The following is a 15,382-nucleotide window of genomic DNA, read 5'->3' on the forward strand; positions in this document are numbered from 1 at the left end:
CTACAGCCATTTTCCCTGGATCACCTGCCGATGAATGCGCGACAGCCAGCTGTCGCCGGCCGGATCCAGCGTCAGCCCCTGCCCGGTCAGCAACGCGTAACTGTCCTGATACCACTGGGTGCCCCGGTGGTTGTAGCCAAGGATCGCACCGGCGGTCTGCGCCTCCTCGGTCAGGCCCAGCGACAGGTACGCCTCGACCAGCCGGTGCAAAGCCTCGGCGGTGTGGCGTGTGGTGGGGAAATCCTGCACCACGACGCGGAAACGGTTGATCGCGGCGGTGTAGTGCTTCTTCTTCAGGTAGTAGCGGCCGATGTCCATCTCCTTGCCGGCGAGATGGTCGAGGGCAAGGTCGAATTTCAGCTGGGCCGACTTCGTGAAATCGCTGTCGGGGTAGCGCTCGATCGTCTCGCGCAGGGCCTGCAACGCGTCGAAGGTCAGCGTCTGGTCACGGCTCACGTCGGCGATCTGGTCGTAATAGCTGAGCGCGACCAGATACTGCGCATAGGCCGCGTCCTCGTCCGCCGGATAGAAGTCCAGATAACGCTCGGCCGCGGCGCGCGCCTCGCCGAAACGCTTGGCGTCGTAGTACGAGAACGCGGACATGATCATCGCCCGCTTGGCCCACTCCGAATAAGGGTACAGCCGCTCGACCTCGTCGAACAGGCGGCCCGCGTTCACCGGGCGGCCGGTCTGCAGTTCCTTCTCGGCGGCAAGGTAGAGATCCTGCGCCGAGCGGCTTTCCACCGGCGGCAGGTTGCCGTCGCCGCCCGCGCAGGCGGACAAGGCGATCAGAAGGGTGAAAACGACTGCGGACTTGTGCACGTTCGCGCCTCTGTTCCAGTTGCCGGTGCACGCACCGGTGCCGGATCTGACCTAGCACACCTGCGGCAGGAACGGAAAGTCCGGCCAGCGCAAATACGCCGCGCCGTGTTCAGACCGCAGCGGCCAGATCGGCGGCACGGATGCCGAAGCCCGGCAGGCGCTGCGCGACCGCCGGATCGCAGGTCACCAGTTCGACCGCGCCGGGCGTGGCGAACAGTTTGCGCAGCAGCCGATTGGTCGCCCCGTGGCCGGCCTTGACGCCGGTATAGGCGCCCTGGATCGGCGCCCCGGCCAGCGCCAGATCGCCCAGCGCGTCCAGCATCTTGTGGCGCACACACTCGTCCGCGCGCCGGAAGCCCTCGGGGTTCAGCACGTCTGCGCCGTCGATCACCACGGCGTTGTCCAGCGTCCCGCCCAATGCCAGGCCCCGGGACTGCATGTAGTCCACCTCGGCGCGGCGACAGAAGGTGCGGCAGTCGCTCAGTTCGCGCACGAACGCGCCGTTCGCCATGTCCAGCGCGAAACTCTGCCGGCCGATCGCGGGATCGGGGAAATCGATCTCGAACGCGATGTCCAGCCCGTCGTGCGGCCGCAGCGCGGCGCGGACGTCGCCCTCCTCGAGGACGACTTCGCGCAGGACGCGCCAGACGCGCAGCGGCGCGCGGGCGCTGATCAGCCCGGCGCCGACGATCTCGCGCACGAAGCGACGGGCGCTGCCGTCCATGATCGGAATTTCGGGACCGTCGATGTCCACCAGCACGTTGTGCAAGCCGCACCCCGCGATCGCGGCCATCAGGTGCTCGACGGTCGAGACGGAAACGCCGGCGGCGTTGGTCAGCCGGGTGTTGAGCGTGGTGTCGGTGACGTTCACATAGCGGGCCGCGACCACCGGGTCGCGGTCGGTGACGTCGATGCGACGGAAACGTACCCCGGTCGCCGCGTCGGCCGGCCGCAGCGTGATCCGCGCGGGACGGCCGGTATGGAGACCGATTCCCACCAGCTGGACTTCTCGTTTCAAAGTCGTCTGCACGGCCTCTCCTTTCGCCCGCAACACCACGATCGCGCCTGTATTTCCGATGGCACCGGGCTTTACCACAACGTTACATGGGACTGGGTAGGCGCAGCGTCAGGTCCGAACAACTCAATTCATGTGACGATTTCCTACAGCTTGCGGAAGGCAACGGTTTTCAATGCAAAACGGGCGCCCCGTGGGGACGCCCGCTGGATCATCGGCAATTTTCCGCCTACTGGGTTGGCGGCTTCAGTTGGCCTGCCGGCGCAGGAATGCCGGGATCTCGTTCGGGTCCCGCTCGGGTTCGACCGCGGCGCGCGGACGCTCGGCGGCGGGCTGCTGCGGGGCATGGCGCACCGCCGCGCCGCGCTCGTCTCGGCCGGTCATCCGGTGGATCAGATTGTTGATCGCGAACCGGCCCTGCTCTTCCTGTGCCGGGGCCGCCGGCTGGTGCCGGGGCGCCGCAGGTTCGCGACGCTCGGCCTGCAGGCGGGGCTCCGGGGCGCGCCCGTGCGGGTTGTGCGTCACGGCGGCCTGAAGCCGCGCCAGCGTCTCGGGCGACGGATCGCCGGGCCGCCGCTCTGCCGCGGCGTGCATCTCCTCGGGGACGGGCTGCCGGATCTCGGGCTGCGTCGGGGCCGGCTGCGGCGCAGGCGGTTCGGCCATCTGGTGCGCGACGGGCGCTTCCTGCTGGACCGACTGCGGCGCCGGGGCAGGCTCGGGCTGCTCCTCGCGCACGGTCTGCGCGTCGATGAAGCTGGGCCCGGCGGAGGTTTCTTCGGCCGGCGCGAGCGCCGGTGCCGGGGCCGCGGCCCGCGACGGGCGCGCGACCGTGGTCTGCGCCGGTGTGGCGCGCGCACCCTCGACCACATCGATGCCGGTGGCGACGACCGAGACCCGCATCCGGCCGTCCATGTCCGGATCCAGGGTCGAGCCGACGATGATGTTCGCGTCGGGATCGACCTCGGAGCGGATGCGGTTCGCCGCCTCGTCCAGCTCGAACAGGGTCAGGTCGGTGCCGCCGGTGACGTTGATCAGCACGCCGCGGGCGCCCTTGAGGCTGATCTCGTCCAGCAGCGGGTTCGCTATGGCCTTCTCGGCCGCCTGTACCGCGCGGTCCTCGCCATCGGCCTCGCCGGTGCCCATCATCGCCTTGCCCATCTCGTCCATGACCGACCTTATATCGGCGAAGTCCAGGTTGATGATGCCGGGACGGACCATCAGGTCGGTGACGCCCTTGACGCCCTGGTAGAGCACGTCGTCGGCCATCGAGAAGGCCTCGGTGAAGGTCGTCTTCTCGTTGGCGAGGCGGAACAGGTTCTGGTTCGGGATCACGATCAGCGTATCGACGACGCGCTGCAGTTCCTCGACGCCGGCCTCGGCCTGGCGCATGCGCTTGGCGCCCTCGAACTGGAACGGCTTGGTGACCACGCCGACCGTCAGGATGCCCATCTCGCGCGCGGCGCGGGCGATGATCGGCGCCGCGCCGGTGCCGGTGCCGCCGCCCATGCCGGCGGTGATGAAGCACATGTGCGCGCCGGACAGCTGGTCGACGATGGTCTCGATCGATTCCTCGGCGGCGGCCGAGCCGACCTCGGGCCGGGCGCCGGCGCCGAGGCCCTGGGTGACCTGGACCCCCAGCTGCAGCTTCTGCTGGGCGTTGTTCTGCGCAAGCGCCTGGGCGTCGGTATTCGCCACCACGAATTCGGCGCCTTCCAGGTTCTTCTCGATCATGTTGTTGACGGCGTTGCCGCCGGCCCCGCCCACGCCGAACACGGTGATGCGGGGACGCAGATCATGCTGCTCGGGCATGCTGAGAGTCAAAGCCATGGATGTATCCGCCTGTATATTTGCCGACCGCTTTTCATGCTGCGGTTCGCTGTAGTCCTGCTGATTCTGTAACGTAAACCATGATCCGCATGACGTCACGGATTTTGTATGGAATCAGTCGGAACAAGCCGCATCTGGTGATTCGCAGACGCGAAATACCGGCGCACGGCCTGCGGACAGGTCGGGAAGGCGCCGGTCGTGCGGCGCGGAACGTGCTACCAGTTCTCGCGGAACCAGCGGATCGCGCGCCGCACCCGGCGCGCGCCGACCCGGTCCGACGGCATCTCGAAATCCCAACATTCGTCCTGCGGCGCCGAGGCGTGCAGCGCCAGCCCGACGGCGGCGGCGAAGGACGGACCGGTCGCGGCCTGCGGCAGGCCCTGCACGCGCAGCGGCTTGCCGACGCGCACCTGCCGCCCGAGGATCCGCGCGGCCAGTTCCTCCAGCCCCGGCACCTGCGCCGAGCCGCCGGTCAGCACCACGCGCTGGCCCTGCAGGTACTCGAAACCCGAGGCATCCAGCCGGTCGCGGACCTCCTCGAGGATCTCTTCCATCCGCGGGCGCATCACGCCGATCAGCTCGGAGCGGGAAATCTGTTGCCGGTCCCGCTCGGAGCCCTCGAACGCCGAGGGGATCTCGATCAGGTCGCGGTCGTCGGCCCCGGTGGCGAGAACGCCCCCGTTCAGCGTCTTGATCCGTTCCGCCGCGGGCATCGGCATGTGCAGGCCCTGGCAGATGTCCGACGTCAGGTGATGCCCGCCCATCGGCACCGCATCCGCATAGATCATGTGCCGCTTGGCGAAGATCGAGATGCCGGTGGTCCCGCCGCCGATGTCGATGCAGGCGGCACCCAGTTCCTGTTCGTCCTCGACCAGCGCCGAGATGCCGGCGGCATAGGGCGCGATGGTCAGCCCGGCCAGCTCGAGGTCGCAGCGGCGGAAGCACTGCAGCAGGTTGTGGACCGTCGCCGCATCCACCGTCAGCAGGTGCATGTCGACGGCCAGACGCGCGCCGATCTGGCCGCGCGGATCGCGCAGCCCGGTCCGGCTGTCGAGCGTGAAGTTCACCGGCAGCGCGTGCAGCGCCTCGCGGCCATGGCCGTAGTCCGGCACGTCGCACGCGGCCAGCGCGTGCCCCACGTCCAGCTCCGAGACCTCGCCGTTCTCGACCCGGACCTCGCCCGACAGGCCATAGGATCGCGGGCTGCCGCCGCCGAAACTGGCAATGACATGATCGACGCGCACGCCGGCCATCTTCTGCGCCGCCTGCACCGCGGTGCGGATGGCGCGTTCGGTCTCGTCCATCGCGGTGATCGCGCCGGCGCGCACCCCGCGCGAGCGGGTGGTCGCGGCGCCGATCACGCGGAAGGCGCCGTGGGTCAGGCCGTGCCGCGTCGGGCGGCGGTCGCCCTCGTCGCCGTCGGGCGCGAAGCGCAGGATCAGGCAGGCGATCTTGCTGGTGCCGACATCCAGCACCGCCACCACGCCGCGCCGCAGGGCGGCCTCGCGGCGCCCGCGCATGGCGCGCTGCGCTTCGAACACGTGACTCATGCGTCGCGTTCTCCCTCGGGGTTGCGAAGATTCCGCATCATGTCGACTGCGGGTGTTTTCAGCCGCAGGATCGGTCGGCGGCCGTCGCGCATGTCGACATGGCTGATATCGCGCGCGAACAGGTCGTCCGCGTCGTTCAGCGCCAGCGCGCGCGCCAGGGCCGCCTGCGCGCCGGTCTCCGGCAGCATCACCACCACGTCGGTGGTCAGTTCCAGGTTCCAGCGCCGCTCGCCGACGCGGACCAGGCCGCGCACCTTGTCGGACAGCGGTAGCGCCAGCCGCAGCAGCGCCAGCGCCTCGCCGGTCACGCGATCGGCACCCTGCCCCGCGATCAGCGGCAGTTCCGGCCAGTCGGCGCGCCCGGTCGCGCCGCCGACGCGGCGGCCCGACGCATCCAGCAGCTCCATCGAGCCGTCGTCATGCCGCCAGAGCACGGCCGGCGTTCGTTCCTCGACCTGGATCTTCAGCGTTCCGCCGCTTTCGATCCGCACGCTGGCCGCAGCGACGGCCTCGAGCGCGGCGATGCGGTCGTACAGATCGTCGAGGTCAAGGTCCATCGAGCTGACCGGCAGCGGGATGTCCAGCACCGGCGCCAGCGCCGCCGACAATTCGGCGCTGACCGCATTCACCGCGATCCGGTCGACGCGCAGCGCCGGGTGCGCGGCGATCGCGTCGCGGCCCGCCTGCGCCCGGTCGGCGACCGCCTGCCGGACACCCGGATCGGTGGCGGCCGCGACGCCGATCAAGGCCAGAGCGGCAAGCGGCAGGCCGATGCGGACGGAAATTCGGATGGCGGGCCGAAGCCAGAGACGCTCCAGCCGGTACTTCAGCCGGCTCGGCGCGGGGTCGCGGGTCGCCTTCACCGGGAGCACGAGGCGTCTCCCACCATCCAGGAAACAAGCTGTCCGAAAGAGATACCTTCGTGGGCGGCCTGTTCCGGCACCAGGGATGTGGGGGTCATCCCTGGCTGTGTGTTCGTTTCGAGCAGCACGAGCCCGTCCGCCCCCCTGGCCTCGTCCCAGCGGAAATCGCTGCGCGACACGCCGCGGCAGCCCAGCGCACGGTGGGCAACTGCGGCATGGGCCATGCAGGCGTCGAAGATGTCGGCGGGAATCGCGGCGGGCACGATGTGACGCGATCCGCCGGCCTTGTACTTGGCGTCATAGTCGTACCAGCCGTCGGTGACGATGTCGGTGACGGTCAGCGGGCGGCCGTCCATCACCGAGACCGTCAGCTCGCGACCGGGCACGAAGCGTTCGACCATGACCGTCTCGGGCATGCCATCACTCAGCTGCGCGGGGGCGTTGGCCTTCTCGCGCACGATGTAGACGCCGACCGAGGAGCCCTCGTTGTAGGGTTTCACGACATAGGGCGGCGCGATCGGGTGACCGCGGCGGGCCTCGTCGGCGCTGACCAGGCGGCTTTCGGCCACCGGCAGGCCGGCGGCGGCGAACGCCTCCTTGGCGCGGATCTTGTCCATCGCCAGCGCCGAGGCCAGGACGCCCGAGTGGGTATAGGGAATGCGCATCCATTCGAGCATGCCCTGCACGCAGCCGTCCTCGCCCCAGCGGCCATGGAGCGCGTTGAACACGACGTCGGGCTTTTCGGCGGTCAGGCGGGCGCACAGGTCCGGACCGGCATCGATCTCGACGACCGTGTAGCCCTCGTCCCGCAACGCGGCCGCGCACGCGGCACCTGAGACGAGCGAGACCTCCCTCTCGGCCGAGGGGCCGCCCATCAGGACCGCGACGCGGGGAAGTGTCCTGCTCGACATGACCCGCCTCGATATGCCCCGGATCGGCTCTGACGGCCGTCTCGGGGATTGTTATTGTTATCTTCCGGACGGGGCCCCAGCTTTAAGGGGTTCTCCCACCCGCATGATTTCCCACTCTAATTCTATGCCCGAATTCTTGAGAACAGTTTCCCGGACGCGCTCGCCCAACTCTTCCAGGTCTGTGGCAGAAGCGCCACCCTCGTTAATCAGGAAATTGGAGTGCTTGGGCGAGATGCGCGCCCCGCCCAGCCGCGCGCCGCGCAGGCCGGCGTCGTCGATCAGCTTCCACGCCTTCAGATCGTGCACGTCGTCGTCGCGGCCGGTCGAGGAAAAGCCCGCCGGGTTGCGGAAGGTCGACCCGCAGGAGCGGTCGCGCACCGGCTGGCTGGCCTCGCGCCTGTCGAGCGCCTCCTGCATCGTCGCCTCGATCTCGGCGCACGGACGCTGCGGCGCGCGCAGGACCGCCTCGACGATCAGCGTATCGGCGGGAAGCCGCGTCGAGCGGTAGGCGAAGCCAAGCTGGTCCGGGGTCAGCGTCAGCACTTCGCCGGCGCGGGTGACGGCGGTGACCTCGGCCACCACGTCGGCGGTATAGCGGCCGTAGCAGCCGGCGTTCATCCGCACCGCGCCGCCGATGCTGCCCGGGATCGTGCGCAGGAAGGCCAGGTCCACGCCCGCCTCGGCCGCGCGCCTGGCGACCTGCGCATCCAGCGCGGCGGCGCCGACGCGCACGGTGTCGCCATCGACCGCGATGCCGTTGAAGCCGCGCCCCAGCCGGATCACCACGCCGCTGATGCCGCCATCGCGGATGATCAGGTTGGAGCAGACCCCGACCGGGAACACCGGCACGTCGGCGGGCAGCGCGGCAAGAAAGGCCGACAGATCGTCCAGATCGGCGGGCTGGAACAGCACCTCGGCGGGGCCGCCGACACGCAGCCACGACAGCTCGGCCAGCGGCCGGTTCGGCGTCAGCCGCCCGCGCACCTGCGGCAGCCGGTCGATCAGCTCAGGCATCGGCGCGATCCCGTACATGCCGGTACAGCCGCTTGGCCCAGTGGATCAGCAGCAGGCGAAGCTGGAACAGCGCCAGCAGGAAGAAACCCGCCGCCCAGAGCGGGCCGGCGTCGTGCCACAGCAGCCACAGGATCGGCAGCACCGCCAGCATCAGCATGTAGGCGATGGTCCGGTGCCAGCGGTTTGGCGTCGCCCCCGCTGCCGAGCACAGGAAGATCCAGATCAGCGCCGCCAGCCCGGTCATCTTGGCCCCCGCAGCCGGTGCACTGCCTGGCGCAGCAGGTAGCGCGCCGGGTAGCGATAGATCGACAGCGCAGCGGCAAGGAACGCCAGCGCCCAGAGCGGGCCGTGCTCCAGCGCGACCAGCACCAGCAGCGCCGGAAACAGCACCAGCAGCGCGATCGCGTAGGGCCGGTGCCGCGGATAGGGGATCAGCGCGACCGCCGACACGGCGATGATCCAGGCAAAGCCCAGGGCCGCGCTCCAGCTCATTCGGCGGCGACCGAGGTCATCGCCTCGGGCAGCGCGTGCGCCCAGCCGCTGATGCTGCCGGCGCCCAGGCAGACCACCATGTCGCCGGGGCGGGTCTCGGCCTTCAGCAGTTCGGCCAGCATCGCCTCGTTCTCCAGCGCGATGGCGCGGCGGTGCCCGTGGGTGCGCAGACCGGCGACCAGCGCGTCCCGGTCGGCGCCCGCGATCGGGTCCTCGCCGGCGGCGTAGACGTCCGAGATCACCACCGCATCGGCATCGTTGAAGCAGGTGCAGAAATCCTCGAACAGATCGTGCAGGCGGGAATAGCGGTGCGGCTGGTGCACGGCGATGACGCGGCCCTCGGTCGCCTCGCGCGCGGCCTTCAGCACGGCGGCGATCTCGACCGGGTGGTGACCGTAGTCGTCGATGATCGTCACGCCGTTCGCCTGCCCCACACGGGTGAAGCGCCGGTTCACGCCGCCGAAGGTCTGCAGCGCCCTGCGGATCTCGTCGTGCGAGATGCCCAGATGCCGCGCGACGGTGATCGCCGCCAGCGCGTTCGACACGTTGTGCGCCCCCGGCATCGGCAGCGTCAGCCCGTCGATCACGTCGCCCTCGGTCGCCAGCACCACGTCGAACAGCGCCTTGCCGTCGGCGTACCCCAGCCCCACCGCCCGCACGTCGGCCTGCGGGTTGAAGCCGTAGGTCAGCACCCGGCGGTCGTGGATCCGGCCGACCAGCGCCTGCACCTCGGGGTGGTCGATGCAGCAGACCGCGGCGCCGTAGAACGGAATGTTCGACACGAAGGTGTGGAATGCGGCGCGCAGCGTGTCGAAATCGCCGTAGTGGTCCATGTGCTCGGGGTCGATGTTGGTGACGATCGCGATGGTCGCCGGCAGGCGGTTGAAGGTGCCGTCGCTCTCGTCGGCCTCGACCACCATCCATTCGCCCGCGCCCATGCGCGCGTTCGATCCGTAGGCGTGGATGATGCCGCCGTTGATCACCGTCGGGTCCACGCCGCCGCCGTCCAGCAGCGCGGCGACCATCGAGGTGGTGGTGGTCTTGCCGTGAGTGCCGGCGACGGCGATGTTGTTCTTCAGCCGCATCAGCTCGGCCAGCATCTCGGCCCGGCGCACCACCGGCAGCTTCAGGCTGCGCGCGGTGTCCAGTTCCGGGTTGCCCGGCTTGATCGCCGACGAGATCACGATCACCTCGGCGCCCTTCAGGTTCGCGGCCTTCTGCCCGATGAAGATCGTCGCGCCCTTCTCGGCCAGCCGGCGGGTGATCGGCGTTTCCTTCAGATCCGAGCCCTGCACCGTGTAGCCGTGGTTCAGCAGCACCTCGGCGATGCCGGACATGCCGATGCCGCCGATGCCCACGAAATGGATCGGGCCGATGTCCTGGGGCATGCGGGTCTGCGCGTTCATGGGCGTCTTCTCCGTTATCGGGTCCGGGCGGACAGCTGCTCGACCAGGTCGGCCAGCGCGGTCGCCGCCTGCGGCTTGCCCAGCGCCTGCGCGGCGCGCGCGGCGGCCGAGGCGCGTTCGGCATCGCCGAGGATCGCGGCGATATGCCTTGCGAGGGTCTCGGCTGTCAACTCGGATTCCTGCAGCGTGACCGCCGCCCCGGCCTGCGTCAATCCGCGCGCGTTGGCGGTCTGCTCGTCGCGCGCGGCCGCCGCATAGGGGATGAAGATCGCCGGTCGGCCGATGACGGCGATGTCCGCCACCGACGAGGCGCCCGAGCGGCAGATCACCAGCTGCGCGCGCGCCAGCCGGGCAGGCATGTCGTCGAAGAACGGACGGATGTCGGCGGGCAGGCCCATGTCTGTATAGGCGCGGCGCACCGCTTCGGCGTCCTCGTCGCGGGCCTGCTGGGAGATGACCAGCTGGCCGCGCATGTCGGCCGGCAGCAGTGCGACCGCCTCGGGCACCTTGCGCATCACCGACGCGCCCTGCGAGCCGCCGAACACCAGCAGTTCCAGCGGCCCGTCGCCGGGCGGATGGTAAGGAGCGCCGGCACATTTGCGGATTGCGGCGCGGACCGGGTTGCCGATGTTCCGGCCCTCGACGCCCTCGGGCACCTCGGTCGGCCAGGTGCCGCAGGCGACAGCGTCGACACGGCGCGCGAACAGCTGGTTCACGCGGCCCAGAACGCCGTTCTGTTCGTGGATCAGCCGCGGGCGGCGCAGCGCCCAGGCGGCGCTCATCGCCGGGATCGCCGGATAGCCGCCAAAGCCCGCGACGCAGGCCGGGCGGTCGCGCAGCATAGACCACAGCCCGACCAGAACGCCCATGCCGATCTGAAGCGGCGTCAGCAGCCGGTCAAGCGCGCCGCCGCGGGCGAACGAGGCCGAGCGCAGCACCACGCGCTCCACCGCCTGCGGGAAACCGCCGGCGTAGCGCGCGCCGCGCGGATCGGTGGTCAGCTTCACCCGCCAGCCGCGCGACAGCATCTCTTCGGCCAGCGCCTGCGCAGGGAACATGTGGCCGCCGGTGCCACCGGCGGCGATGATCAGCAGCGGCGCGGTCACCTGCCCCGCCCGATGATCTCGGACAAATGATCCTGCGGCCGCTCGCGGGTGAGCGCCAGCAGCATGCCAAGCGATATCCCGGCCGCGACCAGCGACGAGCCGCCATAGCTGATGAATGGCAGCGTCATCCCCTTGGCCGGCAGCAGCCGCACCGCCACTCCGAGGTTGATCAGCGCCTGCATGCCGAACACCACCGCCAGACCGGTGCCGGCGAGGCGCACGAACGGGTCGCGCTCGCGCAGCAGGCGGATCAGCGAGCGGATCACCACGATCGAGAACAGCGCAATGATCAGCAGGCAGATCAGCAGCCCGTATTCCTCGGCGGCGACGGCGATGATGAAATCGGTGTGCGCATCGGGCAACGACCACTTCACGGTGCCCTCGCCCACGCCGACGCCGAAGATCCCGCCCTCCTGGATCGCGTTGGTGGCAAAACCGATCTGCGTGCGCGGATCGATGTCGGGGGACAGGAAGCCGTCGATGCGGCCGGCGACGTGTTCGGAATTCGCATAGGCGAACAGCCCGGCGCCCAGCACCCCGAACGCCACGACCAGCAGCAGCAGGATGGAGGCGCCGGCGACGAAGTACATCAGCGCCCAGGTGGCCAGGATCAGGCTGGCCTGGCCGAAATCCGGCTGCAGCGCCAGCATCAGTGTCAGCAGCACGGCGACGATGAACGACAGTGTCCGGCCCGGCGGGCCCGATTGATCGTAGCTTCCGGCCATCATCCAGGCGGCGAACGCGACGAAGGTGGGTTTCAGGAACTCCGACGGCTGCACGCTGGCGAAGCCCAGGGAGTACCAGCGCGTCGCGCCCTTGCCGAAATCGGTCCCAAGCACCGGCAGCAGCGCCAACGCGACGGTGGCGGCGAGGAACCCAAGCACCGCCTTGCGGCGGATCTCGGTCGGCGACATCATCGAGACGAGCACCATCACGCCCAGCGCCAGCGTACCGAACAGACCCTGGCGGAAGACGTAGTAGAACGGGTCCAGCCCGTTGCGTGCCGCCAGCGGCGGCGATGCCGCCAGCCCCAGCATCAAGCCGACCAGGAAAAGCCCCGCGACGGCGCCGAGCGACCAGCGGTCGATCGTGCGCCACCAGCGCGGCAAAAGCGGTTCACCCGGTTTCGCGGCAACCGCGCCGTACACCATCTCGGTCATGACGACCTGCCCATCTGCTGCCTCTGGCCAGCGGTTCTGCCGCGCGGCCCATTCTTTATGGGCGCAACTCTAGCCGCTTTGCACCGCCGAGGCCAGCATTTCGGCCAGCCAGACGGTGCGGAAATCCGTTTGCGGGTCGTTGCGCCGAAACTGCAGCGGCATCAGGCCGCTTGCGGCCATCAGCCGCCGGTAGTGCGCAGGGTCGAGCGAGGCGTGATAGACCGGCTCGCCGCCCACCAGCCCGCCGACCTCGCCCGCGGCCGGGCCGGTGGTCAGCAGCAGGCGCGCGCCGGGCGCCATATGGCGCGCGAAAACCGGAAACATCGCGGCCTGATCGCGGCGCGGCAGATGGAAACAGCTGTCCCAGGCGAGGACGGCATCGAACCTGCGCCCGAGATCGATCGTGCGCATGTCGGCCAGGATCAGCCGCGCGCCGGGCACGTTCCGGCGGGCGATCCTCAGCATCGGAGCGGCGAAATCGACGCCGGTCAGCGCGAAGCCCCGCCGGGCCAGCTCCGCCGCAATCGGTGCGCCGGAGCCGCAGCCGAGGTCGAGCACCGCCGCGCCGGGACTCAGGCCCGCGACCAGCCGGTCGATCCACGGTCGTTCGATCCGCAACCGCTTCGGGCGTTCCCGGTCCCAGCGCGCCGCCTGGCGGCAGTAGACACCGCGAAGCGCGCCGGGATCCGGCAAGGTCATCGGTGCCGGGCGCCGCGCGCGGTCATGCCCGCAGCGCCTGTTTCGACTGCCGCGAAAGCTCGACCGGCTGACCGGAGCGCGCGCTTTCCTCGGCGGCCGCACCGACGGCGACGGCAATCCGGCCATCCTCGACGCTGACCGCCGGACCCGACCCGCCGTTCACCATCGCAAGGAACGCCTGGTGCTGGAAGAAGGTCGAGCCGTGGTGATCGCCGGCGCGCAGAATGCGCGGGTCGGTCTCGAGAACCTCGCGGGTAACGCGCCGGGTGGCGCGGTCCGACAGCACGAACTCGCCATGGCGCTCGACCCCGCCGGGGGCGAAGCGCGCGGGGCCCGGAACCCGCGCGTCCAGCCGCGCCCGGTCTCCGGTGGCCGAGATCTCCTCCTGCCACTCGGCGCCCTCGGCGAACATGCACAGGTCCAGCATCGCCCGCTGCCCGCCATCGAAATCGACGACCACATAGGCGTTGTCCAGCACGTCCGCGCGCCGGCCGGCGTACTCCTCGTCCAGAAAGTTCACGTCCATCCCGCCGGAGGCGAAGACCCGCACCGGCTCGGCATCGAGGATCAGGCGCATCAGGTCGAAGAAATGGCAGCACTTCTCGACCAGCGTGCCGCCGGACTGCGCCCTGAAGCGGTTCCAGTTGCCGACCTTGGTCAGGAACGGGAAGCGATGCTCGCGGATGGTCAGCATGCGCACCCGGCCGGCGGTGCCGGCGCGAACCTCGGCCAGCAGGCGGGCGACTGCGGGCATGTAGCGGTATTCCATTGCCACCCACAGCGGCGCCGCGCGGCGCGCCTGCAGCGTCTCGATCTCGGCGCATTCCGCGTCGCTGACGCCCAGCGGCTTCTCGCACAGCACCGGCAGTTCGGTGCGCAGCAGATCGCGCAGGATCGGCAGGTGCAAATGGTTCGGCGCGGCGACCACGACCGCGTCCAGCGCCTCGGCCGCCAGCATCTCGCGGTGGGTCGGGTAGGCGCGCGCGCCCGCGCCCAGCAGGTCCATCGACAGCCCGGTCTGCTCGGTGTCGGGCTCGGCAATGGCGGTGACGCGGGCGCCGTCCAGCAGGGCGATGTTGCGCATGTGCTCGCGCCCCATCATGCCGGCGCCGATGATGCCGTAGCGTTTCTGCATGTCGGTCATATCTCCAGAACCGGAAGGCCCAGCGCGGCGGCCGCCTGCCGCAGCGCAGGCCGGTGGTCGCCATAGGCCAGGGCCATGTGGTGTTCGAGGCCGGAGGCGATCACGTCGTCGAGCACGTCGGCGGCGGGCCGGTCGAAGCGGATCACCCCCGAGGTGCCGGTGAAGGCCTTGGGGCGCTTGAGCGCCTCGCCGCCCGAGATCACCAGCCGCGGCTGCCCGTGCGCCTGGGAGACACGGGCGAAGGTGACACGGCCCGGCTTCAGCGGAAACTCGTAGAGCAGCGGCATCTTGCGGTTGGTGTGGATCGTCGCGTGCGGGGTCTCGTCCGGGTCGGCCATCGACAGCGGTGCCTGTCCGCAATGCCAGACGACGCCGGTGTTATCGCCTTCGTCCATGTCGACGAGGTCGACCAGGAACACGGGCGCGCCCGCAGCCTCCTGCAGCAGCATCTGGGTCAGCGCGCCGTAGACGTCGGCCTCGCAGGCACAGGGCACGCGGGCTTCGCCCAGTTGCGCGACCGGGCCGCAGACCGCGCCGCCGTATTCGGTGAAGGTCTCGGGCCAGCAGCGGATCGCGAAGGCGTCATAGCTGCCCCTGGCCCGCAGGTGGTCCAGCGCAACCCGCAGCCGCAGCGAGCGGTCGAGTTCCGCCGGGTCCACCGCGTCCAGATCCGGCAGCGCCTGCGCCGTCTGCGCGCGCAGACCGGCAGCGGCGTCGTCGGGCAGTGCCCGGGCGTCATCGAACAGCGACTGGATTTCCAGCGCATCGACGCTGACGCCCGTCAGGGCCTTCAGCGTGTCCGCGTCATAGGCGCAGGTATCGAACCCGTCCGGGTGCGCGCCGATCCGGCCGATCCGCTTGCCCGAAAGCGCCTTGGCGATGCGCTCACCCTCTGGCCCTGTCCCGGTCGCCGCTTGCGGTGCCAGCTTGCCCGAGGGCCGCTCCCCTGCCAGCAGTGCGGTGACGTTCGCACCTTCCGGTTCGGCGTAGAGCCAGTCGAAGCTGCGCCCTGCCAGCCCCAGCGCGTGGCTGGCCAGGTTCAGCCCGCAGAATGCGTTGAGACGCAGCCGCCCGCCGAGACGCGGCTCGGGCACCGCCCAGATCGCCAGCGGCCCGTCGAAACCGTTCGCCGCCTCGACCACCATCGCGGCGTCGGTAAAGGTCACCTGCAACACCAGCACCCGGTCGATGCCCTGCCGCGTGAGGTCCGCCAGCGCCATGCGCCCGGCCTGCATGTCGAAAAGCAGCTCGCGCGGGCCGACCAGGTCATGCCCGGTGGCATCCAGCGCGGCCAGCATCGCTGCGAGCTTCTCGCTCGCGAAATCCACGTCGAAGGTGGGCCGGCCCAGCGGCAGAAGTCCGATCCGCGACAT

The 15,382-nt window shown here is 70.1% G+C and carries 15 protein-coding genes; all 15 read right to left on the reverse strand.

Features of this window, described 5'->3' with window-relative positions:
• The 15 genes from GE300_RS13245 to GE300_RS13315 all read right to left on the reverse strand — a co-directional run bounded on the left by GE300_RS13245 (position 1) and on the right by GE300_RS13315 (position 15,382).
• Positions 1-822 (reverse strand): outer membrane protein assembly factor BamD, encoded by an 822-nt coding sequence (locus GE300_RS13245; protein ID WP_325063225.1) that lies wholly within the window; start codon positions 820-822, stop codon positions 1-3.
• 109 nt (positions 823-931) lie between these two features.
• Positions 932-1,852 (reverse strand): UDP-3-O-acyl-N-acetylglucosamine deacetylase, encoded by a 921-nt coding sequence (gene lpxC / locus GE300_RS13250; RefSeq protein ID WP_325063226.1) that lies wholly within the window; start codon positions 1,850-1,852, stop codon positions 932-934.
• A 231-nt stretch (positions 1,853-2,083) separates the two neighbouring features.
• Positions 2,084-3,664, reverse strand: a complete 1,581-nt coding sequence (gene ftsZ, locus GE300_RS13255) for a cell division protein FtsZ (protein WP_154447054.1) — start codon at positions 3,662-3,664, stop codon at positions 2,084-2,086.
• Between the two features lie 215 nt (positions 3,665-3,879).
• A complete protein-coding gene (gene ftsA, locus GE300_RS13260; RefSeq protein WP_154447055.1) occupies positions 3,880-5,214 on the reverse strand; it encodes a cell division protein FtsA in 1,335 nt (444 codons plus the stop codon).
• Entirely contained in the window at positions 5,211-6,086 is an 876-nt protein-coding gene (locus GE300_RS23695) for a cell division protein FtsQ/DivIB (RefSeq protein ID WP_154447056.1), read from the reverse strand. Before GE300_RS23695 ends, ftsA begins: the two co-directional genes overlap by 4 nt.
• Positions 6,074-6,988, reverse strand: coding sequence for a D-alanine--D-alanine ligase (locus tag GE300_RS13270; RefSeq protein WP_154447057.1), 915 nt, complete (start codon positions 6,986-6,988; stop codon positions 6,074-6,076). The genes GE300_RS23695 and GE300_RS13270 overlap by 13 nt, the downstream gene beginning before the upstream one ends.
• Positions 6,989-7,045: 57 nt before the next feature.
• Positions 7,046-8,002, reverse strand: coding sequence for a UDP-N-acetylmuramate dehydrogenase (gene murB, locus GE300_RS13275; RefSeq protein ID WP_233416995.1), 957 nt, complete (start codon positions 8,000-8,002; stop codon positions 7,046-7,048).
• Entirely contained in the window at positions 7,995-8,246 is a 252-nt protein-coding gene (locus GE300_RS13280; RefSeq protein ID WP_154447059.1) for a DUF2484 family protein, read from the reverse strand. The genes murB and GE300_RS13280 overlap by 8 nt, the downstream gene beginning before the upstream one ends.
• Positions 8,243-8,494 (reverse strand): DUF2484 family protein, encoded by a 252-nt coding sequence (locus tag GE300_RS13285; protein ID WP_154447060.1) that lies wholly within the window; start codon positions 8,492-8,494, stop codon positions 8,243-8,245. Before GE300_RS13285 ends, GE300_RS13280 begins: the two co-directional genes overlap by 4 nt.
• Positions 8,491-9,900: a UDP-N-acetylmuramate--L-alanine ligase gene (gene murC, locus GE300_RS13290; RefSeq protein ID WP_154447061.1), complete on the reverse strand. Its 1,410-nt coding sequence runs from the start codon at positions 9,898-9,900 to the stop codon at positions 8,491-8,493. The genes GE300_RS13285 and murC overlap by 4 nt, the downstream gene beginning before the upstream one ends.
• Positions 9,901-9,914: 14 nt before the next feature.
• Entirely contained in the window at positions 9,915-11,006 is a 1,092-nt protein-coding gene (locus GE300_RS13295; protein WP_325063227.1) for a UDP-N-acetylglucosamine--N-acetylmuramyl-(pentapeptide) pyrophosphoryl-undecaprenol N-acetylglucosamine transferase, read from the reverse strand.
• A complete protein-coding gene (locus GE300_RS13300; protein WP_154447062.1) occupies positions 11,003-12,166 on the reverse strand; it encodes a peptidoglycan glycosyltransferase FtsW in 1,164 nt (387 codons plus the stop codon). The genes GE300_RS13295 and GE300_RS13300 overlap by 4 nt, the downstream gene beginning before the upstream one ends.
• Positions 12,167-12,235: 69 nt before the next feature.
• Positions 12,236-12,865 carry a class I SAM-dependent methyltransferase gene (locus tag GE300_RS13305; protein WP_154447063.1) on the reverse strand — a complete coding sequence of 210 codons (630 nt, stop codon included), beginning with the start codon at positions 12,863-12,865 and terminating at the stop codon, positions 12,236-12,238.
• A gap of 22 nt (positions 12,866-12,887) precedes the next feature.
• On the reverse strand, positions 12,888-14,009 hold the full coding sequence (locus tag GE300_RS13310) for a Gfo/Idh/MocA family protein (protein WP_154447064.1): 1,122 nt from the start codon (positions 14,007-14,009) through the stop codon (positions 12,888-12,890).
• Positions 14,006-15,382, reverse strand: a complete 1,377-nt coding sequence (locus GE300_RS13315) for an L-fucose/L-arabinose isomerase family protein (RefSeq protein ID WP_154447065.1) — start codon at positions 15,380-15,382, stop codon at positions 14,006-14,008. The genes GE300_RS13310 and GE300_RS13315 overlap by 4 nt, the downstream gene beginning before the upstream one ends.

Source organism: Halovulum marinum, assembly GCF_009697225.1.
GTDB classification, from domain to species: Bacteria; Pseudomonadota; Alphaproteobacteria; order Rhodobacterales; family Rhodobacteraceae; genus Halovulum; species Halovulum marinum.